The organism is Rhizobium croatiense (genome assembly GCF_019793465.1).
GTDB classification, from domain to species: Bacteria; Pseudomonadota; Alphaproteobacteria; order Rhizobiales; family Rhizobiaceae; genus Rhizobium; species Rhizobium croatiense.
Map to the genome: position 1 here is coordinate 29,036 of NZ_JAILYJ010000026.1, position 26,213 is coordinate 55,248.

At 60.0% G+C, this 26,213-nt stretch carries 22 protein-coding genes and 5 pseudogenes; 8 read left to right on the plus strand and 19 right to left on the minus strand.

The window, feature by feature from the left end; genetic code table 11:
- Positions 1–126: 126 nt before the first annotated feature.
- The 3 genes and pseudogenes from K6M89_RS28755 to K6M89_RS28760 all read right to left on the minus strand — a co-directional run.
- Positions 127–674 (minus strand): annotated as a pseudogene (locus K6M89_RS28755) (adenylyl-sulfate kinase); the annotation flags it as partial.
- A 42-nt stretch (positions 675–716) separates the two neighbouring features.
- Positions 717–893: pseudogene (locus K6M89_RS31685) on the minus strand (hypothetical protein); the annotation flags it as partial.
- A 447-nt stretch (positions 894–1,340) separates the two neighbouring features.
- Positions 1,341–1,847 carry a helix-turn-helix domain-containing protein gene (locus tag K6M89_RS28760; RefSeq protein ID WP_004671987.1) on the minus strand — a complete coding sequence of 169 codons (507 nt, stop codon included), beginning with the start codon at positions 1,845–1,847 and terminating at the stop codon, positions 1,341–1,343.
- A gap of 442 nt (positions 1,848–2,289) precedes the next feature.
- Here K6M89_RS28760 and K6M89_RS28765 point away from each other — a divergent pair.
- Positions 2,290–2,557 (plus strand): annotated as a pseudogene (locus K6M89_RS28765) (IS481 family transposase); the annotation flags it as partial.
- A gap of 27 nt (positions 2,558–2,584) precedes the next feature.
- Here K6M89_RS28765 and K6M89_RS28770 read toward each other — a convergent pair.
- From K6M89_RS28770 to tnpA, 4 genes are all read right to left on the minus strand, one after another.
- A complete protein-coding gene (locus tag K6M89_RS28770; RefSeq protein ID WP_004671980.1) occupies positions 2,585–2,884 on the minus strand; it encodes a hypothetical protein in 300 nt (99 codons plus the stop codon).
- Positions 2,884–4,516, minus strand: a protein-coding gene (gene tnpC, locus K6M89_RS28775; RefSeq protein ID WP_100225622.1) for an IS66 family transposase whose coding sequence is annotated in 2 segments (ribosomal slippage) — positions 2,884–4,045 and positions 4,044–4,516 — 1,635 coding nt in all. Because the reading frame shifts where the segments join, the coding sequence is not laid out codon by codon here. Before tnpC ends, K6M89_RS28770 begins: the two co-directional genes overlap by 1 nt.
- On the minus strand, positions 4,492–4,926 hold the full coding sequence (gene tnpB, locus K6M89_RS28780; protein ID WP_018247201.1) for an IS66 family insertion sequence element accessory protein TnpB: 435 nt from the start codon (positions 4,924–4,926) through the stop codon (positions 4,492–4,494). Before tnpB ends, tnpC begins: the two co-directional genes overlap by 25 nt.
- Positions 4,923–5,330, minus strand: coding sequence for an IS66-like element accessory protein TnpA (gene tnpA / locus K6M89_RS31930; RefSeq protein WP_074063725.1), 408 nt, complete (start codon positions 5,328–5,330; stop codon positions 4,923–4,925). Before tnpA ends, tnpB begins: the two co-directional genes overlap by 4 nt.
- A 63-nt stretch (positions 5,331–5,393) precedes the next feature.
- On the opposite strand from tnpA, the pseudogene K6M89_RS28790 reads away from it, so the two are divergent.
- A pseudogene (locus tag K6M89_RS28790) lies at positions 5,394–6,073 on the plus strand (IS481 family transposase); the annotation flags it as partial.
- A gap of 512 nt (positions 6,074–6,585) precedes the next feature.
- Here K6M89_RS28790 and K6M89_RS28795 read toward each other — a convergent pair.
- Positions 6,586–7,089: a helix-turn-helix transcriptional regulator gene (locus K6M89_RS28795; protein WP_018247203.1), complete on the minus strand. Its 504-nt coding sequence runs from the start codon at positions 7,087–7,089 to the stop codon at positions 6,586–6,588.
- Positions 7,090–8,703: 1,614 nt separating this feature from the next.
- Between K6M89_RS28795 and K6M89_RS28800 the strand changes: the two genes are divergently transcribed.
- From K6M89_RS28800 to K6M89_RS28815, 4 genes and pseudogenes are all read left to right on the plus strand, one after another.
- Positions 8,704–8,979 carry a hypothetical protein gene (locus tag K6M89_RS28800; RefSeq protein WP_004671970.1) on the plus strand — a complete coding sequence of 92 codons (276 nt, stop codon included), beginning with the start codon at positions 8,704–8,706 and terminating at the stop codon, positions 8,977–8,979.
- Between the two features lie 32 nt (positions 8,980–9,011).
- The gene (locus K6M89_RS28805) at positions 9,012–9,128 is read left to right on the plus strand and encodes a transposase (RefSeq protein WP_008536526.1); all 117 of its coding nucleotides are present in this window, start codon (positions 9,012–9,014) and stop codon (positions 9,126–9,128) included.
- An 86-nt stretch (positions 9,129–9,214) separates the two neighbouring features.
- A pseudogene (locus tag K6M89_RS28810) lies at positions 9,215–9,354 on the plus strand (IS5/IS1182 family transposase); the annotation flags it as partial.
- An 836-nt stretch (positions 9,355–10,190) separates the two neighbouring features.
- Positions 10,191–11,120, plus strand: coding sequence for a polyprenyl synthetase family protein (locus K6M89_RS28815; protein WP_004671969.1), 930 nt, complete (start codon positions 10,191–10,193; stop codon positions 11,118–11,120).
- 188 nt (positions 11,121–11,308) lie between these two features.
- Here the strand turns inward: K6M89_RS28815 and fni are convergent, their stop codons facing one another.
- The 11 genes from fni to K6M89_RS28865 all read right to left on the minus strand — a co-directional run bounded on the left by fni (position 11,309) and on the right by K6M89_RS28865 (position 23,247).
- Complete coding sequence (fni, locus tag K6M89_RS28820; RefSeq protein ID WP_018247206.1) at positions 11,309–12,475, minus strand: type 2 isopentenyl-diphosphate Delta-isomerase; 1,167 nt, start codon at positions 12,473–12,475, stop codon at positions 11,309–11,311.
- Positions 12,462–13,364, minus strand: a complete 903-nt coding sequence (locus K6M89_RS28825) for a terpene synthase family protein (protein WP_004671966.1) — start codon at positions 13,362–13,364, stop codon at positions 12,462–12,464. Before K6M89_RS28825 ends, fni begins: the two co-directional genes overlap by 14 nt.
- Complete coding sequence (locus K6M89_RS28830) at positions 13,361–14,914, minus strand: hypothetical protein (RefSeq protein ID WP_018247207.1); 1,554 nt, start codon at positions 14,912–14,914, stop codon at positions 13,361–13,363. The genes K6M89_RS28825 and K6M89_RS28830 overlap by 4 nt, the downstream gene beginning before the upstream one ends.
- Before the next feature lie 773 nt (positions 14,915–15,687).
- Positions 15,688–17,031 (minus strand): cytochrome P450, encoded by a 1,344-nt coding sequence (locus K6M89_RS28835; protein ID WP_018247208.1) that lies wholly within the window; start codon positions 17,029–17,031, stop codon positions 15,688–15,690.
- Entirely contained in the window at positions 17,031–17,873 is an 843-nt protein-coding gene (locus K6M89_RS28840; protein WP_018247209.1) for an SDR family oxidoreductase, read from the minus strand. The genes K6M89_RS28835 and K6M89_RS28840 overlap by 1 nt, the downstream gene beginning before the upstream one ends.
- The gene (locus K6M89_RS28845; RefSeq protein WP_004673819.1) at positions 17,860–19,461 is read right to left on the minus strand and encodes a cytochrome P450; all 1,602 of its coding nucleotides are present in this window, start codon (positions 19,459–19,461) and stop codon (positions 17,860–17,862) included. The genes K6M89_RS28840 and K6M89_RS28845 overlap by 14 nt, the downstream gene beginning before the upstream one ends.
- 5 nt (positions 19,462–19,466) lie before the next feature.
- On the minus strand, positions 19,467–20,747 hold the full coding sequence (locus tag K6M89_RS28850) for a cytochrome P450 (RefSeq protein WP_004673818.1): 1,281 nt from the start codon (positions 20,745–20,747) through the stop codon (positions 19,467–19,469).
- 68 nt (positions 20,748–20,815) lie between these two features.
- On the minus strand, positions 20,816–20,995 hold the full coding sequence (locus K6M89_RS28855) for a hypothetical protein (protein WP_004673817.1): 180 nt from the start codon (positions 20,993–20,995) through the stop codon (positions 20,816–20,818).
- A 1,076-nt stretch (positions 20,996–22,071) separates the two neighbouring features.
- Entirely contained in the window at positions 22,072–22,374 is a 303-nt protein-coding gene (locus K6M89_RS32015; RefSeq protein WP_012489565.1) for an exopolysaccharide production repressor protein, read from the minus strand.
- Positions 22,375–22,574: 200 nt separating this feature from the next.
- Positions 22,575–22,745 (minus strand): CCE_0567 family metalloprotein, encoded by a 171-nt coding sequence (locus K6M89_RS28860; protein ID WP_004673816.1) that lies wholly within the window; start codon positions 22,743–22,745, stop codon positions 22,575–22,577.
- Positions 22,746–22,809: 64 nt separating this feature from the next.
- Positions 22,810–23,247, minus strand: coding sequence for a DUF3846 domain-containing protein (locus K6M89_RS28865; RefSeq protein ID WP_004673815.1), 438 nt, complete (start codon positions 23,245–23,247; stop codon positions 22,810–22,812).
- A gap of 1,290 nt (positions 23,248–24,537) precedes the next feature.
- Here K6M89_RS28865 and K6M89_RS28870 point away from each other — a divergent pair.
- Positions 24,538–25,242: a nitrogen fixation protein NifQ gene (locus K6M89_RS28870; protein WP_004673813.1), complete on the plus strand. Its 705-nt coding sequence runs from the start codon at positions 24,538–24,540 to the stop codon at positions 25,240–25,242.
- Positions 25,243–26,129: 887 nt separating this feature from the next.
- Positions 26,130–26,213: hypothetical protein (locus K6M89_RS28875; protein WP_157214173.1), on the plus strand; the 84-nt coding region annotated here is incomplete at its 3' end.

Genomic DNA, 26,213 nt, shown 5'->3' on the forward strand with positions numbered 1-26,213 from the left:
AGCGCGTGATCGGCTGTCTCCTGTTGAAGCCACATCGGACGTTGGCGCGGCCCGCCTGCGGGCTGCTACGGTCGCCGCGTAGTTGATAGGCCAGGGACCGCCGCGGCCGCTTCAAGCCGCCAATGGTCAAGCCTCCCCACTCTCACACTCATGCGTCACTTGCTCCATTCGCCTTTCGAGGAACTGTTCGATCTCAAACGCCAACGCCGCAGGGTCGTGGCCAACCGTTTCGAGATGTAATTCAGCGCCCTCAGGGATTTCGTACGGCGAGGAAACGCCGGTGAAATTGGCGATCTTGCCGGCGAGCGCCTTCCGATAAAGCCCCTTCGGATCGCGTCGCGCGCATTCCTCAAGCGGCGTGTCGACGAGGATTTCAATAAGCTCCCCTCCTCCATCAGCTCGGCGACCTCGGCAACGCGGCGGATGTTCTCGACGCGATCGGGTTGATTGAAGCCAGGTCGCGATTGAGCCCGTGGCGCACGTTGTCGCCGTCGAGGATGTAGGTGTGCTTCCCGTGGGCATGCAGCAGCCGGTCGAGCGCATTGGCGATTGTCGACTTGCCGGAGCCGGAAAGTCCAGTGAACAAAAGGAGGACGGCTGGCTGCTGACTCTTCATCGCCGCGCGCGCCCTTGTCAGCGTCGGTCGCCTGCCAATGCAGGTTGTCGGCGCGCCTTGCCCAGCTTTGGCTGCCACTGAAATTGAAGACCCCGGTCGGCCCTTGGGCTTTGCGAAAGAGCTCGGGAGGATCGACGTGGTCGATGAGTTCCAGCTCGTTTTCCCAGCACAGCTTCCACCGCACCTCAGAACGCATGCAAAGACCTCCTTTGGTATTTCCTGCTGCTGTTTTTGAAGCACGCACTGTGCGATCGAAGCAGTGGCCACCCCGATGCATGTCGGCGCCGTTGCTCGGGTTCGCGCTATAGCCAGTCCGGATCGTCAAATGTTTCGCCGTCACTCGCGTCTGAGATCATTCCTAATGCATCATCACGGGAGATTGGTAAAATGGATTGTATGAATGGAATTATCGATGCTTTGTATGTCGAATATACGGGTTTCTTAGACTTTGACGTGACCTCCCTGGCACTCGCGGCGTAAAGACGACCGCGCGTCCCCTCCAGCGGCCGAAAGCAGGGATACGTTGGACCAGTTGACCCAACTGCGCCCTCCCCGGTTTACCCACCTATGTCCCGGAGTGGCGATGAACGGTCGCCAGCTAGTCCTAACCGCCTGCGCAAAGCTCGCTTCGGCAACCTGCAACGGCGCGAGCGGTTGGTCGCGGTTTCTGATGGAACTTCATCAGGGACGCACGTTCTGTTTATTGAAGCTAGCGATCTACGTCCTATTCGCGATCGTCTGCAGTGGCGCTGGTAGACGCGACTTTCATGGCACGATCGCCGCTATCGCTACCGGTCTCGTCTATGCGGCTTAGTAAGCTGAAAATATCTTGCAAGATCTCTTCATCGAAAGTCCGCAACTTCACGATAGTAGCCAGCAGCAGAACCGCTTTGGTTTCCGTTTCGCCCCAAAGATAAGGTGCCGCCGGGGCGATAATTTCTTCCGGAGTGGCATCCAAAACCTCACACAGATGAATCAGTCGGCTCACGGTCAAGCGGGATACTCCATTTTCGTACCGGCCGTAGACCTGCTTAGTGATGCCAAGCAAGGGCGCCAGTTTCGAGCGCGGGAGTTTTCGCTTATCGCGGGCTTCGCGAAGGCTGATGCTGATCAAGTTTTCGAGTTCGGCGCTAAGTGCAATCCGTCCGTCAAAAGGTTTTCGATAGACCGGCTTGTCTATGCCTGGATCATCGACTTGTTGCAAACCGAGTTCATTAATCCATTGCTTCAATGGTGGTCCTGACATTGCTCCGACTGAGGTAAATGCGCCGAAGCTCTTTATACGGAAAGTGATGTGCTTGGAACCACCAATGTTTCGTTTCGATCTCATTTGGCGCATTTTGGGCCACGCGGACCTCACCCGATAGCTATCGTTCACCAAAATATATCAGTGATTGCAAGTACATACACATAGATCACACCGAAATCGCTTCACGCAAGGATTATCCACTTGCGCCAAATTGGCTATGACCCTCAGTGATTTTGGTGATAACGGTCGCTTCATTTCCTCGTCTAGCTCCCGGGACGTCGTGTGCGGGCATGGTGGCCTTTTGTCCTGCACGCGGAGCTCTCGGTTCACGGCAAACCAATCACGGCTCCGCGCGCTGGCTGCTCTGGTGTTTGGTTCCGGCATTTGATGGTGCAATATTTTCCTTGGCATGGAGGGAAGCACTATGGGCCAGGTTCTACACGGGAGCGCCACGACGACAGAGGCAATCCGTCGAGCAATAGTGAAGAGAGCCTGAGAACGCTTTCGAAGCGATACGGGATCAACCAGAAAACCGTGGCGAAATGGAAGAAGCGGACATCGTTGGTCGACCTTCCTACAGGCCCAAGGACCCACACTCGACGACCCTTTCCCTCGAAGAAGAGGCCGCTATCGTCGCCTTCCGCCGGCACACGTTGCTGCCGCTCGATGATTGCCTCTACGCTCATCAGCCGTATCCATCCGGCGAAGGCCGCGAGGGCTTATGATTTCGGCTCGTCTGCCATGATGCGTTCGATCTTGTCGCGATCGCATTGCTCGTCGACAAGGAACTGCCGAACACCTCCTTCCCAGGTGCGGATATCGGCGAGGAACTCCTTCAAGCTTTCGATGCCCCGGTCGGTGAAGGTCGTGATGCCCTCTTCGCTGCCGTCATGGGCATGGATCATCTCACCATAGTCGATGTTGTCGGAGTTGCTGGCAACCTCCTGGATGAGTTCGAGGTTCTCGCCAATCAGCGTGGCAACGTAGTCGATCGTGTAGACATGCGTCGGGCGCGCCATCAGGCCGCCACCTGCCGGGCGCTTACGGCGGACCAGTTCCACGGCAATAGTTCCGGCAGCCTTGATACTGGAAGGCTGGGCATGCGGGCGAGCACGTCCGCCAGCCAGGCCTGCGGATCGATATCGTTCATCTTTGCCGAGACGATCAGGGAATACATGAAAGCGGCACGCTCGCCTCCACGCTGGGAGCCGGCGAATAGCCATGCCGTTCTTCCGAGAGCAACGCCGCGCAGGGCTCGTTCGGCGGCATTGTTCGTCAGACACAGTCTGCCGTCGTCGAGGAACCGGGCGAAGGCTTCCCAGCGACCCTCCTTCTCGAACATGTAGTTGATCGCCTTGGCGACGGGGTTGTGCTTCGACATTTGCCCGCGCTGGGCCATGAGCCAATCGTGCAGTTCTTCGACGAGCGGGCGAGCATGTTGCAGCCTCGCTGCGAGCCTATCCTCGGCAGGCATTCCGTTTATGCCGCGCTCGATGTCGAAGAGCGCGTCGATGCGGGCAACGGCCTCGAGCGCGACAGGCGATATCTCGTGGGCAGGTTTGCCCTTGCGCACGTTGCCGGCGATGTCAGCGAGTTCGAAGAATTTGCGCCGCGCGTGGCTCCAGCAAAGTGCGCTGATCACCAGCGCGGGGCGGCGGTCGGCACGATAGAGGTGGTTGTAGCCGCCATAGGCATCGGCTTGCAGGGTGCCGTGCCATCCGGCGAGATACGTGTTGGGGTGGGTCTTCTCGCGATCGGGAGAGAAGTGGAAGAGTGCGGCGGGAGGCGCGCCGCCCGCGAAAGGGCGGTCATCGCGGACGTAAGTCCAGAGCCTCGCCTGCTTTGTTGCTCCCCTGGCCAGAAGCGGCACGGTGGTGTCGTCACCATGCAGCCGTTCGGCGGCCAGAACATGGGCACGGATCAGGTCATGGATCGGCTGCAGGGCCGTCGTGCAGGCTCCGACCTGATCGGCCAGTGTGGAGAGACTGAGAGCGACGCCTTCCCTGGCGTAGCGCTCAGCCTGGCGGTTCAATGGCTGATGTTGGCCGAACTTCTCGAACAGGATTGTCGCCAGCAGGTTGGGTCCCGCCCATCCGCGTGGTGTCGCATGGAAGGGGGCCGGTGGCTGGCTGATCTTGTCGCAGTCCCGGCAGGTGAACTTCTCGCGCACCGTCTGGATCCTTCCACTGGCGCGGAATGATCTCCAGCGTCTCGGTGATGTCTTCGCCCATCTTCACGATGCGGGGCGAGCCGCAGCAGGTGCAGGTCGACGGGGCATCGATGACCAGGCGCTCGCGCGGCAGGTGCTCGGGAAACGGCTTGCGGGCCGGCCGGCGGCGTTCGAAAGCGGAGACATTTGTGATTCTCGTCGCCACGCGTTCCGCAGCGATCTCGTCTTCGGTGGCGTCGGCTTCAAGTTCTTGGAGCTGCAATTTCATTTGCTCGATCAGCCGGGCGCGGCGCTCCGAGCTCTGGCCGTACTGCTCGCGACGTATCTTGGCGATCTCGAGCTTGAGATGCCGGATCATCGCCTCAGACGTCGTCACGACCGCGCGCACCTGTGCGAGGTCGGCCTCGGCAGAGGCGGCACGCGCTTCCGATGCCGCAAGCGCGGCGCGCAGTCTGGCTATCTCCGAAGCAGCATCATCCATGGCCGAAAGCTACCATGCCGCATGCCGAAAGCCCAACAAAAACAGAGGAATGCAGGCGGCCAGCCTGCCTTCGAAGGCCGCTGCGTCCAGCGCGGGTTGCGCCAGTCGATCCCTTCCAGGAGATAGCCGAGCTGCGCCGACGATACAGGCACGGCGGAGCCATTCTGGCTGACCGGCCAGATGAACTTTCCAGCTTCCAGCCGCTTCAGGTAAAGCGACATGCCGACGCCGTCATGCCAGAGGACCTTGATCAGGTCACCCTTGCGACCCCGGAAGCAGAAGACTTCGCCGCCATGAGGATCGCGGCCAAGACCTTGCTGAACCTTCAGCGCCAGGCTGTTCATGCCGCAACGCATGTCCGTCACCCCGCCCGCGATCCACACCTTTACCCCCGCGGAAAACGCGATCATGACCCATCCACGACGGGCAACAGGCGGGCAAGAATGGTCGGATCAAGCGAGGCTGGGATCGTCAGCCGTCGGCCATTCGGCAGGCCGATCTCGATCGTCATGTCGTCTTCAAATCGCAGCCGTGAGGCTACCTCGCAAGATGCCGCCGCCGATGGCGAAATCGTAAGTGGCACGAAGCCCGTTGTAGCGGAACTGCTCAGAAGACCACTACGGTATTCCCAACGCCAACGGGTCAACAATGACCGTGACAATCCATATCGCCGCGCCGTCACCGAGCCTTGCCGAAAGCCTTGTAGACTTTCCTCGACGATCCGAACCTTCTCTTCGTCCGACCAATCCCGTCGGCGATCAAGATCGTCGACGGACAAGACCTCAATGGGGGAAATGATTGTAGCGCATAACATAAGGCATGGACTTAAAGCCAATCAGCAAGTCAGGACAGACGGCCTTCGCCGGATGGGTACCATCAGCCGACCATTTCACATCTGACGCGTTCGTCGTTGCACAGGTGTTTGCAGCGCCACGGCATTTCACGTCTGCCGGAGGTCAGAGGCGACAAGGAGCCGAAGAAGAAGTTCAAAAGCTATCCGGTCGCTTACTTCCACATCGATATTGACGAGGTGCAGACGGCCGAGGGCAAGCTCTATCTCTTTGTCGCAATTGACCGAACATCCAAGTTCGCGTTCGCGGAACTCTACACCAAAGCCGGCAAGATGAATGCCGCTCAGTTCTTGCGCAATCTGATCACGGCAGTGCCCTACACCATTCACACCGTTTTGACCGACAATGGCATTCAGTTCACCAACCGAGCTTGTGATCGAAATGCCTTCCAGCACATCTTCGATTGGGTCTGCGACGATCACAGCATCGAGCATCGCCTGACCAAGGTGAAGCATCCCTGGACCAACGGACAGGTCGAACGGATGAACCGAACGATCAAGGAGGCGACCGTCAAGCGCTTCCACTACGACGATCATGCGCAGTTGAAAAAACATCTGGCTGACTTTATCGACGCCTACAATTTCGGGCGCCGGCTCAAGACGCTAAAGGGCCTTACGCCTTACGAGTTCATCTGCAGACAATGGACTTTGGAGCCGGATCGATTCATCATCGACCCCATCCATAAATGCCGGGACTAAACATCTAGGCGATGCCCTTACCTGAACGGCGACAGCCATGAACAGCGTTTCCAGTCTCAGCGACTCGACCCCGTTTTCGCGGAACCTGATCGTGATGTCAAAAGGCTATTTCCGAGCCGAATGGCAAAAAGGATCGGCGCGATGGAACGGAGGCGCGGAGAGGACGGGCTTAGATTCAGCAATCGAAATCAAAGCATGCGCGCCGGCGGCTCGAATACCCACATGGCATTGAGCGGGAAAACCCAACGAGGGAGTTTAACACAGCCCCTACTGTCGAAGCAAAGCGCATGCAAATAGACTTGGCGTCGCTCGCCGACGAATCGCTCGAGCATCGAGCGAGATCAACGCCAACCAAAGATCGAAAAATTGGGCAATCGGCGCGTATTGTTGATCAGACGGAAATTCGAGTGAAAAACTAAGTTGTGAGATTGCGGGTGTCTGCACACCGACGACAGCGCGTCGGCTGCGACAGCTATCACCAATACTGCTAACTACTGGGGGCGTCATAGACAAACCCAGCTCACTTCACGGGCTCCGCTACATCACTGATACCTCTGTCGCTCTCGTCGTCATCGGGGGTCATTCGCTGCAGGAGCCGAATAAGATCGCGCGTCGTGCCGTTCGGAAGTCTCCTAAGAATCCTCGCCAGTGTGAGACAATCCTCGGCCTCCTCCGATGTGCGGCCCCAAAGATGTGGCGCAGCTTCAAAGATCATATCGATAGGCATGAAGCCAAGAATCTCACACAGATGGATCATCCGAGTAACAGTCATTTTGGAAAATGCCCGCTCGTAGCGTCCGTATACAGGGATGGACAGACCAAGCATTGGAGCAACGTCTGCGCGGGACAGGCCCTGCGCTTCGCGTGTCTTTTTCAGGAACGCGCTGATCAATTCCTCCATGTGACCCAACGATGTAATTTCGCCGCCGAAACCTGGCTTTCGATAGATCGCCTTGTCAACCTCCGGATCGGCGGTGCTGACGAGGCCTCTCGAACTTCTGTAGCTTGCTAGATCTTCCGTCACCGCACGTCCCTATTTTCCTGCCACTCGTTGTAGACTTGAGCCAACCTGAACCGATTTGAACCACTTGCCATCGCCAGACTACAACCGTTTTAAATACCCATTTTGGGCATTTTTTGCGTTATAGCAAATATTTGAGAGTTTAGCCAAATTGCTTCATGAATGCATTCAAAACAGTCTCGCTAGACCGGTGGCCCAGTTCCATGAAAGATGAGTCGGCTATGGCCGCACCCGGCACTGAATCATCTAGGTTGCGTCGAATTTGAGCGAAAATTCACATTCAATGCTCAACATCTTCTAAGCGGTCTTCGTTGAGGACGATAAGACATAATCCTCGAAAACCGATCCATTTCCCCGTCCCACGATATCCCATTTGGCTAGCTGGGAAAGCTCCGCCGTGCTGGAAATCACTCAGCCAAGAACCCATATCAGTTACCGCTCCCGCTAGCGTGTAGGTTCGATGCTCTCTGAAAATTCCGGCATCATGGAGCAAGTGCCACAAACGTGAACTTTGCTAAACGAAGCCGCCACCTTATCGCATCCACACAAAGGGCTTGAAATAGTCGACCGTGAGGGTTACATCATTGTAAGCAGCAGACAACGAGGCTTCCGAAAGGTCGCTGTTGCAGGTGCACCCTTAGAGGTCGGTACACCACGGTAAGGCACACGCGTTCGGCGGAAACGCCATGGGAAGGCTTCTTTAGGGGGCCTTTTTTGTTTCTAGGGCACCCTTATTTGCTGGAAATGAGCCTTTATTACGAGTTGGCAGACGCTACACCTTCGCTTGATGCGGCTGAAATTAATTTCTTTCTGATCAGCGCTTTTTACCACCAGTTCTACGTTGTGTTCGTCTGATCTGCTCGGGAAAAGGTAATAAACAACAAGATCATTAAGGCCAGAGGTCAGGACAGGGCCTGAAACGGCAAGGTTACCTGCCCAGTAAGGCATACAGAGGTAGGCACAAGATGCTCGAACGTGAATCTACCTTGCGGATGTTCGATTGTTGGGAAGGAGTCGTTAATAGTCGTCATGAGGCGCGGTCACCCGAAGACAGCTCTCACGATCTGGACCCATTCACTGAACTGGATTAGTGATTGCGCTGGGTAGTCTGGCTCTGAGACATTGAATTTTCTCCCGATATAAGGGCACGGGTTTGACAACCTTACGAAAGTGCTAACCCCTGAACGTGGTTTCGTTCTCCTGGTAAGGGCCCTTTCATGTTCAAATCGATACGAATAGAGCACTGACCTTTCGCTTCCGTCCTTACGACGGAGTTGTCTGCTTATGTCTCGCGTATCGACCGGAAGCCTGAACATGCTGCAGGAGCGAATTCCCATCCTGAGACCGAATTCCTACGACGCCTTCTCCGCAGGAGACCGGAGGTTCGAAATACGACCAGTGCGCCTGGCCTGACCCGAGAGAGGCTTCGGGCAGCCGAGGACGACACCTACGGCCTGTTCGTCGACTTCCGTTGGCCCAAGAACGTCGGGAAGCCATATTGCCCTCGCTGTGGCTGCCTGGAGCCGTACGGCGTCGTCGTTCTGATGCTCGGAGCCGGAATGCCGCGCCGAATTTTCGGTTTTCGCCAACCGCAAGCTTTCATTCAAGAAGATCATCATGGCAATCTGGGAGGAGATCACGGCCGCCAAGGGCATGGCGGCGCTCCATCTGAGCCGCAAGGTCAACGTCCAGTATAAGACCGCCTACTTCCTGCTGCAGAAGCTCCGGGAGGCAGCCGACCTTCGCCGTGATGCGATCAAGCTGCACGGTACGGTGCAGATCGACGGCAAGTATGTGGGCGGCGTCCTCCGCAAGGTGACAAGAAGGAAGAGCGCAAGGACGGGCGCAAGAAGGAAAATCAGAACGGCAAGCGCATGTGAGTTCTGGCGCTGAGGGAGGCCAACCGCCATGCACCGAACAGAACGGTGACGCGGGTGATCCTGGACGAGAACGGCAAGGATGCATGGGCGGCCGTCGCCAAGCATGTCGAGCCGAAGGCGCTCCTGATCGCTGACGAACACAAGGCGCAACCAGGGCTTTGAAAGAAAGCGCTGTATAGATCCACCTGCTCCGCCCTTTTAGTCCGCTAGCAAAAGGCGGTAGGGGACCGACTTCTCGAAGCGGTTTCCTGCCGGCCGACAAGGGCTACGGCAGCGCTGAAATCCTCGCCAAGCCGGTCGAGTGTAAGGCTTCGGCAACATCGCGCCGAAGAACAACTGGAAGGGCTCAGTCGTCTTCTCACGCTGGGTCTATCGGCAGCGTAACCTCGGAAACGTCAAAAGCACCGGTTCGATCGTAATTGACGCAAAGCTGACAGTCGTGTGCGATCGCGCACATTGACAGGCTGGCATGATGCAAGCGCCGACGTGCATTGTGACCTCAACCCAAATCACTCCAATGCTGGGTTGGCCTTCGGACGGATCGCTCGCAAGGTTGACGCTGTTCAAATACTAGGCGGAGTGGCATAATCCGCGCCTCCCGACACACGGAGCACCGGAAGGCGCCTTCTGTCGCCATTGAAACATTCACTAACAATGATCTGGTGGCACACCAATTGCTTGTAGGAGCCCAGATCTCTGCCGGCAATGGTTCCGGTCCAAGCTCCAGTGGCTACTATCGACGATGACCAACACCTTTAGATGTAAGGCCCATCTTCGCGCATGTCGTACCGTACGAACGGAGCTCGTCAGCGATCATCACGCGCGGCGGCGTGCAGCCGATCCAAAGAGCTTTGTCACCAGCCACTGCTCAGCGCGGGAGCCTCTTCAGCTTTGGATCAAGACGTTGAGAGCGATGCCATTCTGGCCGACAGCTCCGCCGGAGCCAATGTTCTTCGCGCGCGATCGAAGTAACCGACGTTCAGATGTCATGTCGCCGCGAATGAGACTGCTTCAAGGGATTCCAGTGGGAGATCGCCTTGCCGAGTTAAGGCTCCCACTGGCACACGGTTTCATTGGTCACGCCGGTGCCGCATGTTGGCCGCCGCAATCCGCTAAACTTAACGGTGCCCTAGAACCTGAAGAGACACAGCGAAATCGGCCTTTTGTTTGGCACCGGTTGGACTAGGCCCGTTTTCGTTTTCGTCTCAAAAGTGGAGATGCGATATGATTTCGAATCACCAAGCCGACGTGGTTGGCGATAGCGACAAGCTCATCGAGCAAGCACTGCGAGCTGCCATGGATACTGCTCTAAGTCCGGCTGCGCCGGCTCACCTGCGTGGAGCGCTGGACGCGGCAGTGTTTCCAGGGGGCTCCCGGATGCGCCCCAAGCTCTGCTTGAAAGTCTCCTATGTGTGCGGCGAAAAAGATCCTGAGCTGGCGACAAGAGCCGCGGCAGCAATTGAATTGCTGCACTGTGCCTCGTTGGTGCATGACGACTTGCCTTGCTTCGATAACGCGGCGCTACGCCGCGGCAGACCAACGGTGCACCGGCTTTTCGGAGAGCCTATCGCCGTTTTGACCGGCGATGCCTTGATTGTGATGGCTTTCAAATACCTCAGCTTGCAGGCTGCGCTAACACCTGAGTTGGGCGCGCGCATGATCGAGGTGGTTGCGGAGGCGGTCGGCCCCAGTCACGGACTGATCGCCGGACAGTCGATGGAGGCAATGACGCACGTCCCAATCGACCGCTATCACCATTACAAGACCGGCTCCCTCTTTGTCGCGGCGGCCACTTGCGGTGCCCTGGCAAGTGGTGCAGATCCGGCCCCATGGTCTAAGGTGGGGGAATTGCTCGGGCACGCGTATCAGATCGCCGACGACATCGCAGATACAGTCGGCCGCGCAGAAGTGCTTGGCAAATTGCCTGCCGTGGACACGCAGCTGAATCGACCCAGTATCGTTCGCGGCCAAGGATTGGACAGCGCAGCCGCCAGATTTTATGCGTATCTCGAACAGATAGGTGACGCCATTCCTGCCAGCCCTCAAAAACGGTCCTTCGTTGACTGGCTTAATCATGCACTTTGCAAAGGCGTGGCTGGACCGGGAAAAGCCGGTCTGATTCAACAAACGGCGCTGGATTGCGCGCCTTTGTAAGCCCGAGTTACGGTACGCATAACCTAGCCGGCGGCATCATTACCGCTTCATCGTCAACAGCTGCTTCATGAACACTTCGTTCCCTGCATCGAACCGCTGGGCCAAGGTGGATTAGAGGTCTAGCTTTAGCGTTAACGGTTTTTGCAACCAGCTTGGAGGGCCGGCCGACAGAGCGGGCGACGCCGGCATCATCCGACTGGCGGATGCGCGGAGGGCAACAAGTGCGCGGAGGGCAACAAGCGCGCCTGGCGCAACGTCGCCAGATCAGGTGAGCCGGTGCAAAAGCAGGCGACGGCCAACTGGCGGATGACGACCTCGAAATGCGCAACGACCGCTTCGGTCGATACCGTAGCCGCCGGCAGCACGCCGGCTGCCTGCCCGGCAATGTCCGCTCCGAGGCGAATGGCCTTGGCCACGTCGACGCCGTCGCGGATCCCGCCGGACGCGATAAGCTTCACCGTTGGCAGTGCCCGACGGACCGCCTGCAAGCTGGCCGGTGTCGGGATCCCCCAATCGGCAAACGCCATCGCCACTGCACGGCCGGCGGCATCGCGGGCGCGCTCGCCCTCCACCGCGGCCCAACTGGTGCCGCCGGCTCCGGCGACATCAATCACCTCAACACCCGCCTCGACGAGCGCGCAGGCCACCGAGGCGGACAGGCCCCACCCGACTTCTTTGGCCACGATCGGCACGCCCACGCTACGCGCGGCGCGAGCCACCTGCGCCAGTACGCCGTGCCAGTCGCGGTCGCCATCCGGCTGTAGCACTTCCTGCAGCGGATTGAGATGGACGATCAGCCCATCAGCCTCCAGCGCATCGACAGCCCGGCGCGCCAGATCAAGGCCGTCGGCCTCGCGCAGTTGCGCAGCGCCGATATTGGCCAGCAAGGGAATGTCAGGCGCCAGGCGGCGTAGGGCGCGCGTCAGCCCCTGGGAATTGCGCGATTGCAGGCTCACGCGCTGCGAACCGACGCACATGGCGATCCCCAAGGCTTGCGCCGCCTCGCTCAGGTGCCGATTGATGGCCTCTGCGCGTGGCATTCCGCCGGTCATGGAACTGATCAGCAGCGGCGCACGCATGGGCTTGCCTAACAGCGATGTGCGCAGTTCGATCTGCGTCAGGTCCAGCTCGGGCAGTGCGCAGTGTTCGAACCGGATTTGCTCCCAGCCGGCAGCGACCGTGGCTGGCGCCGTTCGCCGATCCAGCACGAGGTCCAGATGGTCGTCCTTGCGCCGGGTCAGGGCGTCGTCGCACCCGCTCGCTCGATCCGCCGTATTGGGCGTTGGCGTTGCGTCGGATCGGACCGAGGGCGCCGCGCGCACGCCGCCGCCTCCCGCGCGTTCACGCCGGCGCACGCTGGCCTCCCCCCGCCGCATCGTTGCCGTAGCGGCTGATCGAGGTCTGGTAGTACTTCGCGCGAATGACCGCCATGGCCTCGATTAACGGTCCCCATGGTGCAGGAAAGCGTTCTTTCACCATCACTCGGTGCAGCATGCGCGCATGGCCGACCAGCTCGTCGTTGAGGAAATCCTCCACAGGCATAGCCGGATAACGCTGCAGGAGCAGGATGGCAGCGTTGTCGGCTTCTCCCGCCGCCCTATCCTTGGCGCATCCATGCAGATCGTTCTGCAGGCGCCCTATCGTGGAGATGAGCCGCAGCACCTGGCGAAACGCCGGACGCGCGCGCAGGGTCGCCATGTCCAGCCCCCATAGCAACGACAGGCAACAGAACACGTTCGCGTAGGCGATCGAATCGATGGAATTGTGCAAGTATTCGGCGTACGACCAGCGTTCAGCCCCCGCCGCCTGCGCGTGTCCGGCGCGCAGCGCCGCGCAGTAGCACCGGGTATCGTTTAGAAGCTCAGTATAGTCGCGCCTATCGTAGGCGAGCGCGGCCAGGGAAGCGCGCAGCACAGCGCAGCCCTCGAAACCGGGGACCGCGCATGGCACGCCCTGCCCCAGCGCCTGCTCCACCGCGGCCAGCTGCTCCGGCGCGATCAGGCCAAGGTCGTTGCAATCGTCGAGCCAAAACAGTAGCGCCAACTCGCAATAAAACGCCACGATCAGCTTTTCGTCCTGCGGATCTCGGCCGGTGCGGGCGCTGATATCGTGCAAGCTCGGTTGGATACACTGCAGGATGTACTGTCCGCCCCTAACTGCTTCTACGGCATGCTCGTCGGCGAATCCGGTCAGGGAACGCCCCCACTCCAGTACTTGCTGCAGCGCGCTTTCGGTCGGGATCATTGCGCTATTCCTCCTGCTCCCTCGGTCGGGATGCGCCGCCCCCAACGAAGAGCCAGCCACAAGCCGGCGAGTTCGATCACGCGCACGACCCGGGTCGGGCAATACAATTCCTTGCCGATCCACAGCGGCGTCTGCGGCAATTCATGCGCCTCATGGCGAGCGAGCATCCACTCCAGCGCGTGCGCGACCGCCAGCGCGATGCGGGCGCGCCCTGTCGGCTCTTCGCGCCCATCCATCACGTGCAACGCGAACAGCGCATAGGCGGTTTCCTCAAATGTTGACGCGCGACCCGCGCCCCAGCCGCCGTCATCGCGCTGCGCCTGCAACAGCGCCGCCAGCGCGCGCTCGTCGCGCCACTGGGGCGCGCCTTGCGCGAGCGCAGCGATTGCATGCGCGGTGGGATACAGCCACGAAACATGCCATTTGTCATTGTCCCATAGACCGTCCGCGTTGCGATTGGCCTCAAGGTAAGCGCTGGTACCGGCGGTGGGCTTTCCCAACAGTCTGAACGCATGCAGGGCGTGGATGTTGGTCGACACCGAGGCATTGCGCTCGCCGGGGAAGGTAACGAACAGCCCGCCGATTTCGAAGTGGCGCAACGCGTCGGCAGCCGGGTTGCGTCCTGCTAGGCGCAGGATGCACAACGCAACAGCAGTGTCGTCCGCATCGGCCGCGAAGTGCAAGGCCGGACCCAGACCGCGCACGCCCAGACAGGCATCGAGCTGCGCGACGATCACGCGCACCGCCTCGGCGAGCGCGGGATGCGAAAACAACCCGGCCAGATGCAGAGTGTACAGCGACCAGCATGGCTCGAACACGTTGATCGGCCAGACGCTGGGAACGACACCTTCGATGCCGCTGCGCGCCGCGCGCGATGCGGCCTGAAGATACCTGTCGGCACGCTCGACCTGTGGCGCGCTCGCCTGTGTGAGGGCGTGCGCACGCCACGCGGCGGTTGCCGCCGGGCTGATGCCGATGCTGCCGTCGTCGTCCAGGCATGCCGTGGTCGGCGACGTCCCCCAGGCTTCCCAGGAGTGCAACAACGGATGGCCGCTCGGCAGCGGTCCCACCGTCCCCAACTTAACCAGGCACGCTTGCCGCAACGGCAACAGCGCCGGGTAGCGCGGAAACACCACGTCGCCCACCAAGGATGTGGCCTCGCCGGAGATCTGCGGCAGGATCAGCTCCGCGCCTACCGGCGCGTCTTCCGGCACCGCATCCGCGTAGGGATCCGGCTGGCGCTCGAGGAACCGCGTTGCAGCCTGAACTGCGTCCGCAGCGCCGGGAAGAGAATCGGCACGCCGCAATGCAAGCAACGCCGCGCACGTGGGTACATGGCGGAACAGTGGGAAGTCAGCACTTCCCCATCCGCCATCGGCCTGTTGCTGCGCCATGAGCCACGCGTATCCGTTCTGCCGACCGGTGACGTTGCCGCTGAACTGCAAAACGCGCGCCGTGTCGTAAACGGACGGACTCACGCTGCCGCCATCGCGCGTCTCGTTCAGCAAGTGGCGCAATTCAGAAAGGATCTGTTCGGACAGCGCACTCATGCGGGATGTTCCCTCTGCAGGCAGTTGACGAGAAGCGCGGCGAAGCGCACCTATGCTGGCGGCGGTCCGCGGTGGGCAACCGCTCCGATCTGCGCCGTGGAATCGAACACAATGTAGCATCTAGCGGTGCCGCCGGCCGATCGCAGCGGTACGGCGGCGCCTCCGTGCGGACCGGCGCCAATGCGCACGGCGCGTGCTTGAACAGATACCCTTTTGGCCCGCTGCACGGCCTGCGCCAACCGCTCCGCACGCGGGCGCATCGAGGTGATGGCTTCCTCGGCCTCTGGCCATAGGCCCGGCACTGACTGGGGCGCTGCATGCAGCTTCGTGATCGGCACGCCGGTTGCTTTCTTCTCCGCCGCATGCTTGCCGGCGGCTTGCCCAGCGTCGCGTCATCCGCTGGCATGTCATCCTCGACCACCTACAATACAAGGCCGAAACAGGCGCGATAGCGATCCAGTGCGCGGTACAGCGTAACGCGCGGCATCCTCCGCGACGGCGCATAGCGCGCCCATGCCTATGGACGCGCGCACCAACAATCCGCCGCACGCCTGCGCGCCCGATCCGCCGAACGGGGAAACGCCAGTTCGGTCGTCGTTTAGCGTGGAACCCTTCTGCATGTTGTTCATCTCCTTCTACCTGACAGAGAATGCCGCGGCGAGCGGCGAGCCGCCGCGGTGCTGCCGGCGTCGCACCGCGCGCGCGCGCCGAATGCAGCAATGCCGCCCATCGTCTTCGCCGCTGCCTCTTGACACGGGGCAGAGGATCCCAGCTCATGAGAATCCGATGCGGACTGTCATGGACGGATGTGCGGTCGGGTAATAGCGCCGGCCTTTTTCGACGCCGCTCATCAATCGCGGCCGCACCCCGGCCTCCTGCATGGTCAATGCCAAGGCGATGCTGAACTGCACCAGCTCCAGCCATACAAGGTGATAGCCCATGCAGACGTGTGGGCCGGCACCGAACTGCAGCATGTCCACCGGCCGGATCGGCTCCGTGCGTTGCAGCCACCGCCCCAGACGGAACTGATCGGGCGCTTCGTGCAGCAGCGGCGAGGTCGAGAAATGCAGTAGTGGGATGCATAAATGAGTGCCCGCAGGAATGCGCCGCTGGCCGAGTTGTAGTTCCTGCATCGCGCGACGCGGTACGAGCGAGGAAGCCGGATGCATTCGTAGCGTCTCCCGAAACAGCGCCTCTGCGACCGGACATTGCGCCAGGTCCTCGTGCCCGGTCGGCACCGCGCCCACGCGTTGCGCCTCTTCGACCAGGGCGTCCCACAGCTCTGGATGCTGCGCCAGCTCGATCACCATCCAGGCTATCGTCGAGGCGGAGGTCTCGTGGCCGGCAAGCAGCAGCAAGCGGATATTGGCGACCAGGACGTCATCGGAGAGCGCGCCATCGCTGCAATCGAAGGCGCTCACCATGTCGTTGATCAACCCGGTGCGCGCGGCGCGCGCGCGCGCGTCCCGGATGAACTGGCGCGACTGCGCGTCGATCCAATCGCGGGCGGCGCGGCCGCGTCGCAAGGGCATCCCCGGCAGGTCGATCGGGGGCGCGACCATCAATTGCAGCAGTTGCCGGTACTTGCGATGCCACTCCGACAGGTCTTGAGCGGGGATGCCCATGAGACTGAAGGTGAGTTTGAGCATCAGGTTGCGTGTGTCTGGCAGGATAGCGACTTCACCGCGGTCGCGCCACGCCTTGACCTGAGCCCTAATAATTGGTTCGAACAGCTCGCCAATGCCGGCCTCGGTCAGACCCCTCGGCAGAAACGCCGCTTTTATCCCATCGCGCGCCTGCCGGTGCGCGCTACCGTCCAAAGTGACCAACGTTCCGCCAAGGATGTCGGGCGCCATCTCTTCGATCAGTGCCGAGGACACTTCCTTGTGCCGGAGCAATGCGAGCGCATCTGGATCCAGGCATGTCATCAGGTGTCCGGCCGGGCCGAAGTCCAGCCAGAAGTGGCTGCCTAGGGTCCTTTCCGCGCGCCGCAGCAGGCGCGGCAGATCGCAGACGATGGCGGGGAGATGCCCGACCAGGGGGAAAGCGCCAGGCATGACCGGGATGTCGTCCCGTAGCCGGCGCCAGCGGTTCAGCGGGTTGAGCAGCATGTCCATCACCAATGCGACGCTGCGGTTGCTTCGGCGGCGTCACCGGCCGGCCGAGCCGCGCTGTTGCCACCGTCGGCGTAGGTTGGAACATGCGCCAACATGCCGCCGTCGATGCACACCACCTGGCCGGTGATGAACGCAGCCTCCTCCGAGAGCAGGAACGCGACCAGCGCGGCTACGTCCTCGGGGCGGCCGACGTGCGGCAGGAGCTGGTGCCGGTGTAGATGCCGTTGCATGCACTCGTCCAGCTTGGCGAAGAGACGTTCAGTCATGACAAGACCTGGCGCAACCGCGTTGCAGCGGATCTTCGCGTGTCCGTATTGGGTGGCAAGCGAGGCCGACAGCATGTTCATTGCGGCCTTCGACGCGGCGTATGACGTCAGTGCGGTGTCGCCGCTGAGCCCTTGGCACGATGACATGTTCACGATCGCGCCACCACCACGGCCGATCATTTGTGGGATGGCCTGCCGGCAGCAAAGGAGCGTGCCGCGCAAATTGGTCGCCATGGTCTGGTCCCAGACCGCCACGTCCAGGTCGAGGATCGCGCGGTCGTGCGGAGTCAAATGCATGGCGCTCGCATTGTTCACAAGCACGTCGACCCCACCGAAGCGCCGCTTCGCCGTTTTGAACAGCTCTGCCACCGCCTGCGCATCTGCGATGTCCATGGCCACGGCCAGCGCTTGGCCCGCTTCGGCTGCGATCTGTGCGGTGCAGGCGATGGCAGCGGGGCCATCAATGTCGGCCACCACCACTCTGCCGCCCTCGCGCGCGATGGCGAGGGCGCATGCCTTGCCGATCCCGGCGCCGGCGCCGGTCACCACGGCCACCTTGCCTTTAAATCGTTCCATCATGTTCTCCTGGATTGCGTAGGTCTTTCGCTGCATGTCGCTCAGCGTCTGCCGGAGAGGGCGTAGGGCCGGGGTTGGTGCAATGGTCATCGCCGGCTTCGCTTTCGATCACCCGAATGGCCGCGACCGGGCACTGGCTGGCTGCTAGGCGCACGGCGGCGTGCAGCGCCTGCGGGACCGTCGCCATGCACACTTCCGCCACGCCGTCCGGCTCCCGCTGACGAAAGGTGCCCGGCAGCGTCAACACGCACTGACCAGTGGTTCCGCACAGGTCCTGGTCGACCACGACGCGAACCTCAGCCGCCGCCTGCGCGTGCAGCCGCACCGGCAGCGCGCGGAACGTCCTAAGGAACGCTGAGGGCTCCCGGGTCGGCTGCTCGGCCAAGGCCAACGTGGGGAAGCGAGCCTGGATCTGCGGCAGGCTCTCGGCCAGTTGCACCCTGGCGAGTTGAGCACCTAGGCAGAAGTGGATGCCGTGGCCGAAGCTCAGCATAATCTTTCCGTCGCTCGACATGCCAGGCCTGGTGCCGTAGAACCGCACCGGATCGAAGCGGTCGGGATCAGCGAAAGCGTCCGGGTCGCGATTGCCGGCCGCGATCAGCACGCGCACGTCCGCGTCCTTCGGGATCACCACGCCATGCAGTTCGATGTCGCGCTGGGCGATACGCGGAATGGAGCTGAACATGGCCGGCGCCTCGCAGCGCAGTACTTCTTCTACAAATGCCTCCACCCCTGCGGCGTCTCCCTGCAGCCAGTGCCGCTCCTCGGGGTAGGCCAGCATCGCCAGCACCGCATGGTCGATAGTCGCAGCAGTGGTGGCGAAGCCGCCCAGCAACATGCCCCACAGCATGCTGATCAACTCCGCGTCCGAGAGCGTATCGGCGTCGTCGGTGTGTGCGCCGACCAGTGTCGACACGATGTCGCGGCGGGGATCGGCGCGCTTGCGCAGTATGAGGTCGCCGAAATAGGCCTTCACCCTGGCGCTGGCCACGTCCGCCGCGGCGAGGTGTGGATCGCTGGCGTGCGGGCTCAGGCCTTCTAGAATGGCGCTGACGATCGCTGAGAGCTCGAAAACGTCGTCTTGGGGCATGCCGAACAATTCAGCGAAGACAAGCATGGGCAAGGCCAGTGCGAATTCCCGATGCAGGTCCACCGCCTCTCCTCGCTCCAGTGCGGGCGCCATGCCATCCAGGCGAGCTGCGACGATGCGCGCGATGCTCGGCCGCAGGTTGTCGATCTGGCCCACGGTGAAATCGCGCGAAATCAGCCGGCGCAAACGCGTATGCGTCGGTGGTTCCTTCATGGCTAGCGTAGACGCCAGCAGATTGAGCGACAGGCTGCTCGCCGCACGCGGGAAATAGCGCGCCAGTTCGGATGGCGCCGGCCCCCGAAACGCATCGCCCGTAGCCTTGAACGCCCAGTAGATGTCGGCGTGGCGGCTCAACAGAAAGAGGCCCGACGCCGCGCGGTGCACCGGATCGTGCTCTCGCAACCACCGCATGAACGGGTACGGGTCTTGGATGCATGCTGGCGACGCCAGCTCGGCGAAGGCGTCGTGGCATGCTGCCGTGGTGTCTTGCACGTCCATCTTGATTACCTGTCGAGTGGCTGATCTGACCGGTGCGCGCCAGGCGCCGCCAAATGAGAAGATTGCGATGCCGGGGGGCGTCCGCACCAGAGCACCGGCATCTCCTCGAACCCGCCGGTAATGATCTCCTTGCGCAACTTCAGTTCTTCGGGCGCCACGGCCAGGCGCAACGCGGGAAAGCGCTGGAAGATCGAACCGAATATGGCCTTCAGTTCCAGCCTCGCCAGCGCCGCCCCGATGCAATTGTGCTGCCCGTAGGAGAACGCCAGGTGGGGATTTGCGTCGCGTCCGATGTCGAAGACTTCCGGGTCTTTGAAATGGCGCGGATCAAACGAGGTCGCCGGCAGGCCGACCAGTACTTTGCTCTCCGCGGGTATATGCACGCCCGCGATGTTAACGTCGGTCCGGGGATAGCGCATGATGCCGTCCCACCCCGCGCCAGGCGAATACATGCGCAGTATTTCTTCCACCGCCTTGTCCACCAGGGAAGGATCGCGGACCAGGCGTTCGCGCTGTTGCGGATGGCGAAACATGGCCAGCAGGCCGAATTCGATCTGCGCGACGGTGCTCTCGTGCCCCGCCACCAGCACGCCCGCCGCGAGGCCGATCGCCTCTTCCTCGGTCGCTTTGCCCTGGTCGACCGCGGCTAGCAGATCCGTCAGCAGGTTATCGCCCGGATCCTGTCGCTTGCCCCGTATTTTGCCGTGGATGTAGGCGCGGAGCTCTTCCCAGGCCAGGCCGGACGCGCTGCGCGGGCCGCTTTCATGCTGGTGCGTCATCACCTCGTCGGAGAGCCCTGCGAAAAAGGCGTGTTCCTCGAAGGGCACGCCCATCAGCGCGCTGATTACCTTGGCCGGAAGCGGAAAGGAGAGATGGCGTCGCAAGTCCGCGGGCTGGGGCTGAACCGCCAGCGTATCGAACAACTGCACGGTGATCGCCTCGACCTGCTGCGTAAGCAGCTTCACCCTGCTGTTGCTGAAGGCCGGCGCCACGATCGTGCGTAACCGAGCATGCTCGTCCCCTTCGTGCGAGACCAGCCATCCCGGCGAACCGAGAATGACCGAATCTGGGGTGAAATCCGCCGGAGGCATTCCCGCGGGCCGGAATGCCGCGTCAGACAGCACCGCCTTGGCCTCGTCATAGCCTGTCACCCACCAGCATTCGTGCCCGGACGGAAGGCGCACGCGGTGGATCGGACCCTTGGCGCGTAGCGCCAACATCTCGGGCGAGGGCTCGATGTGATCGACCCGCCACATCGGCAGCGTCGGCAAGGATTGTTCGGACATGGTGACGCTTCACTCTTTAAGCCCGGAAGGGGCGGAAGATGACGGGCGGACTGCGGGCAGCAAATGAGTTAAGACAGCGTGTAGACGACGTCCTCCTTGGCGATTGCCAGCGCCAGATCCTCCGGCCGCACGAACGGCGGGGGGAAGGCACGTCCCAATTTCAGGCGCGCCAGCGCAGCGCCCACGCACAGATGCGGCCCCTGGCCGAGGGGCAGGTGCGGGTTTTGCAGCCGGTTGAAATCGAACATGTCGGTAACGCCATAGGTCGGCCGACCGTAGGAATTCGCGCAGCAGGTTCGACCCCACCCGCCCACCGACCCGTCCGCAAACATAACTTCCAAACCAGTCCCACACGCCCGGTTTCCCGCCTGGCTCAAGGTCCGCCGCTTTGGCTGTACCGCTCGCGACGTGTGTGGCTCGCAAACGAAGAACTCTAGATCGCATCCAACACTCCTCACATTTTCCCGGCGCACAACCGAGCCACTATCATTGCCACAGCAAACCATCGGACCTCACGAGACGCGAACAGCGACGCGCCGCCCGAAGACCATCGCGCTGCGATTGGCGACATACCGTGACCAGAGCAAATCGCGTGCCGAAGTGAATTCGTGGGCTCAGCAGGCATTTCGTAGCAGCGCGTAGTGTCAAGCTCCCGCCATTCAGTCTCAATGCCGACAACCGCGGAGTACATGTCTGACAAAAGCCTGATCTAACGCCGGTCTGCGTCCGACAGTCGGCGACCTGCATGGGATGCCCCGAGGCGAGCTTTCGTGCAACAATCCGCGCCATCTTCGACGTCGAAGTTGCCCCGCCAGTTTTCGTCCCATGGGCGGGAACGTCGTCGACTGCGCCGCCGCGTTAAAAGCGCCGGCTTTGGGCAAATCTGACTGGACCCGCCTCGACCCTCCGGTAATAAAGTTTGCGGAGCTTATTTCCGCCAGATGCAAGTTCCGAGCTTGCAGTCATCTCGTTGACGTTGTTCTCAATGTTTCCACCCCCGCGCTTACCGAGACGGTCGAGCTTCTCGATCGGCGTAGGTCTAAAAGGCAACGGGAAACGATCAAATTTCGAGGCATGTTCTCTTCCGGAAACATGTCATCTAATCAGAAGCGGCGGTCGGCAGCAGTCGCCTTAGTCGGAGACCTTCTAAACCAGACGATGCCCGATCCATGCCGAAGATGAAGCAATCGGGAGACCAATGCAGCATCTCATGGACCGCCGCACCGTGGTGAAAAAAGCGGTCCTCGGTTGCTGGAGGTTGTTGAATAGTTCCATGACATCGAATTGAGCTTACGCCTGATGAATTCGGTCAATACCTACACCGCTAAGGGGTGCGCCGTTTACGCCTTGGGTCAAGCTTGGGGACGTTGGACTGCTCTGTTTTATCGCGATCACGTTTTTGTGGCTGGTCTGCCTGCCGAGTTCCTGAATGTATCGATCTGTCGCTCTCGCGCGTGGGCCGGAAGGACATAAATAGCAGGCTCAAGAAATAAACGACCTGAAGGAAAACCGAAGCCGCTAAGGTTACGGCGAACGCTTTGAAGATGGAAAGCGAGGCGGCGTAGGCCGAAACAGCGCTGGTGCACGTGACCAGCAGCAGGATGCAAAAAAAGGTTCTAAAGGGCAAGGTCTTGCTCCCGTTCGTTCGTCCAATGTTTCAACTGCGTCGACGCCGATGATTTCGCCCGGTTCGTCTACGCTATGAACGTGCATGACTTCGCCGAGAGCAGGCGTTGAAACAGCGTCTGCATGCAAAGCGGGTTGCGCCGTCGACAGCGATCAACTACTTCGGCATTCAGCTGGTGCCATAGGTTGCCAAAAGCCGGGTCAGCGCGAACACGCCAAAATGGCGACTTTTTCCTTCGCGGCTTCCAACTCGGCAAATGCACTGAACGTCTTCCGCCCTTCAGTGTTGACCTTTGTCCAGTTGAACGGGAGGCCTTCGGCAACGTAGTGAACGCCGCTTTGAGGCGTCAGCTTTCCGTTTCTCCAGCCCATGTCGGCACACTCGCGGACTCTGAGCGAATCGGCGCGACCTGGATCCTATCATTCGTCATTGCGCTCATAGGAGCACCGGGGAGCGGCGATCAATACGCACTTGCAGGCTTTCCAGTGCGCCCGCAACGATGAGGCCCTTGTTCGCCACTCGGTCCATCGGAGCAAACACAGGATCAAGCACCGGCCGGCAACATTCAAAACGTCGCGCGGCTTCCGTCATCGTTATTGACGGTGAACGATAAGGTTTACTACCGTCGCCTCCCAAAAGCGCTATCTGCCCGGCAAGAGGGATCGGGTACCCGTCAAAGATCGTGAAGGCGGTTAACCCAACTCGCAAAGCTTCTTCCCCAACAAATAGCGAGTGCATGTCGTCGAAGCGGATCATCTGAATAAGATCACTGCCAATTAAACCGGAGATCGATGCAATGCTGTTGCGATCAGGGAGCTCAGCGGCGCGAAAGATCGCACTTTCCGGCTCCAACAGATACACAAAATTTTCCATATCCTTGCCTTCTAAATTCTTGAAAAGAGCCCGTGCCCAGCTGCTTTTGACGGGAGCGAAAGCGACTCGTGCATCAACTCGGGATAGCGACAACGCGCGGCAATATGCAGATTCAGCGTGCTGTGTAAATGGTCCTGCGCCAATTCGGTTCGGTTCAATTCAAGTCACGCTCCGGACGTGTCGCTCCAATGTCGCCCATATCGTTGACTTTATTTAGATATTTGAATACGCGTGGTTTTATTCCGGCGCGCCCCCATACCAATTCCGCGCCAAACATGTACGCGACGATGTTGGACCATACCAGCAGCCGCGCAGTGGACTAAGGCGAGTTCAGCAATCGAACGTGGCGGCCATCGGCGTCGCCGCTCGTATGGCTCGACATTTGTCCCAAATTTGCGGAACGGGATCCCGACCTTGGGCAGGCTATGCAAACGGGTGCGTGTTCCAAGTTTGACGAGAGCTGTACGCTGTACGAATACCCCGGCAGAATTGGAAATCATCTCCCATGCTGCAGACGCGAGAAGCTGACGAGTGGAGCTTCTATCAAGGCACCCCTTGCGACGCTGAAGCAGAAAGAAAATTTGCAATCGGCAAGTTCCATCCGAGCATCACGACATTTGGCTAGCGCAACCGGGGCAACAGCCGCGCTCACTGTTGGCTTACTTAAAGTGTGCTGAGTGCCGCGGTCGCGAGTTCGCGCTCGGTCCCCAGGCGTTTTTGGTGCCGCGTTTTTAGTGCTATTCAAAACGCGGATGACGGCATCCAATCAATCTATTTTTCCTGATTAGCGACCTTGGTGCATGATCAAAGCGTCTAACCAAACAAGGTGATCGCGACGTCAGCGGAGAAACGTAAAAAATGCAATAGATAGGAAGCGGCAGATTTTATTGCGTATCCCGGAGAGATACTGCCGCCGCCATGTTGCTCGCTATGGCGGCGGCCCTCGGAGTGTGGCGAACAGGCCCGGTCTCCAACTACTCTGAGGACTATCGAAGAGACATATGATAACTCTCATCGACGGCTAAGGCGTCGTTGCGCAGCAGTTGATCTTCGATCTTCCCTCAGATTGCCGCACTCAGACTGCTCAATCGGCGCCGCAGATTGAAAGCCTGCGTTTGTCCGTTTGACGACAGCGGGAGGCGGGATCGCCTCCCGCTGCACAGGCGATCGAGTGATTGAAAAGCCGGCTTCAATTGTCACTTGCTCAAGTTGGCACAACCTTTGAATGTTCGCCTTCCGGGGACCAAAGCAGCCAACTGAATTCGATTATTGGAGAAAGCGACGAAGCGCATGCCAAATGTGCATCACATCGGGGTCTTGACGGTAGCGGTACCAACTGTGGACGCCGCACGTCAAACCGGCCTAGCCGTCGACCACTGCGACGATTGCCAAACACTCTATTTCAGCCGACCATGCCAGATGGGTCTCAAGTTATTTGATGACTATGTGCTCTTCCGCTTTTTTTCGCGCGCACTTGAAGAAATTGAGATGGGGATTGCCACCGCGACCGAGGCAACCGGCCTTTCGCTTAGGGAGCTGCGGGATACAACCCGCAGTTTCCCAGCAAGGCTTATCCGCGCCTTTGCCCTGCAAGAGGCGAGTGATTGCGTGCCTGATGCGGAGGAGCAACTGTTGCGCGACATGCTCCTAGCGCATGTGCGGCCAGGCGACCCTGAGGGCGTGCGTTTTGCTAAGATCATTGCGCGACGTTCCATGCGTGAAGACCACCTCTGGCGGGATCTCGGCTTGCATGACAAAGCCGAACTTAGGAGATTGCTGTTCGCGCATTTTCCGGCGCTGGCGGCAGGCAACACCTGCAACATGAGGTGGAAAAAATATTTCTACCGCAAGATTTGCGAAGCTGAAGGCTTTTCCCTTTGTAGCGCTCCCAGCTGCAAGGAATGCGGCGATTTTAATGAATGCTTTCTCCCTGAGGAAAGCGGAAGTCTTTCTGGAGCGGCAGAGTTCGTCGGGCACGAGATCTTGAAAACGTAAAGGCCACAGATGCAATCTTGGCGGGCTTGTCCGGCGACGTTGAACCGATACGGGGGATTATTGCTCCCGATGTTGCGACTGTGCGGGCACGCGCAAATGTCGCTTTCCTAAATATGAGCGGTGATGTCGTCGTCGGATAATGATCATCGGTCCATTCTATAGCGCCTACTAAAATTGCCTTAAGCTCTTCGCCATATTCGACTACGCGATCTACAATTTGTCGGAGCTGAGCGTGCGGCCGGAAAAAAGCATCCGCGACTAGCGCTTTAACTTGATAGCTTGCTCACGATCTTTGCTGTAGCCTTCGAGCATTTCCTCCAGAATTTGGCCCGCTGACGATCGAAACCGGCTCCGTTGTCAATCTCGCCAATGGCGGAACAATCCGGGCCTGCAAGACTTCAGCTGCCAAGCTGTCGGCATTCCTCCTATTTGTTCGTGGAGACAGCATAACAGCGAGCTTGTTGTAAGCGACAATCTCTACTGTGCCTTCATATGCGTTCTGCTGATCATCCGGCCTTAATTCCGACGCGCGGTGCGAAGCCGATTGGCCGTCAATGCGGTGCCGATCTGTTTGGCTCTACGACTTGCCACACTACTTCTGTCCCTCGCCTGAGATGTAAGGATACGGACGAGATTTGTTGATCTTTGACGCAAGCGATTTCCAACCGACAAGACCTCGCAGCCGCTTCATCCAGTTTGGCGGTTTCGAGACAAGAGTTTGTCGATCCCGCCTTCGAAAGTTTGGAATTAAATAGCTGAAGATCAGCAAAACAACTGTTTTATATGCTGCTGCCCACATGGCACGGGTTTTGAAGATTGCCATGCGAGGCGGCGCGAGCTGCCTGCCTTTTACTCAGCGATGGATGGAACGAAAGAAGGAAGGCGATATGTCAGATTTGCGTCAAATCGCATTTTACGGCAAAGGGGGGATCGGCAAGTCCACCACCTCCCAAAATACGCTCGCAGCGCTT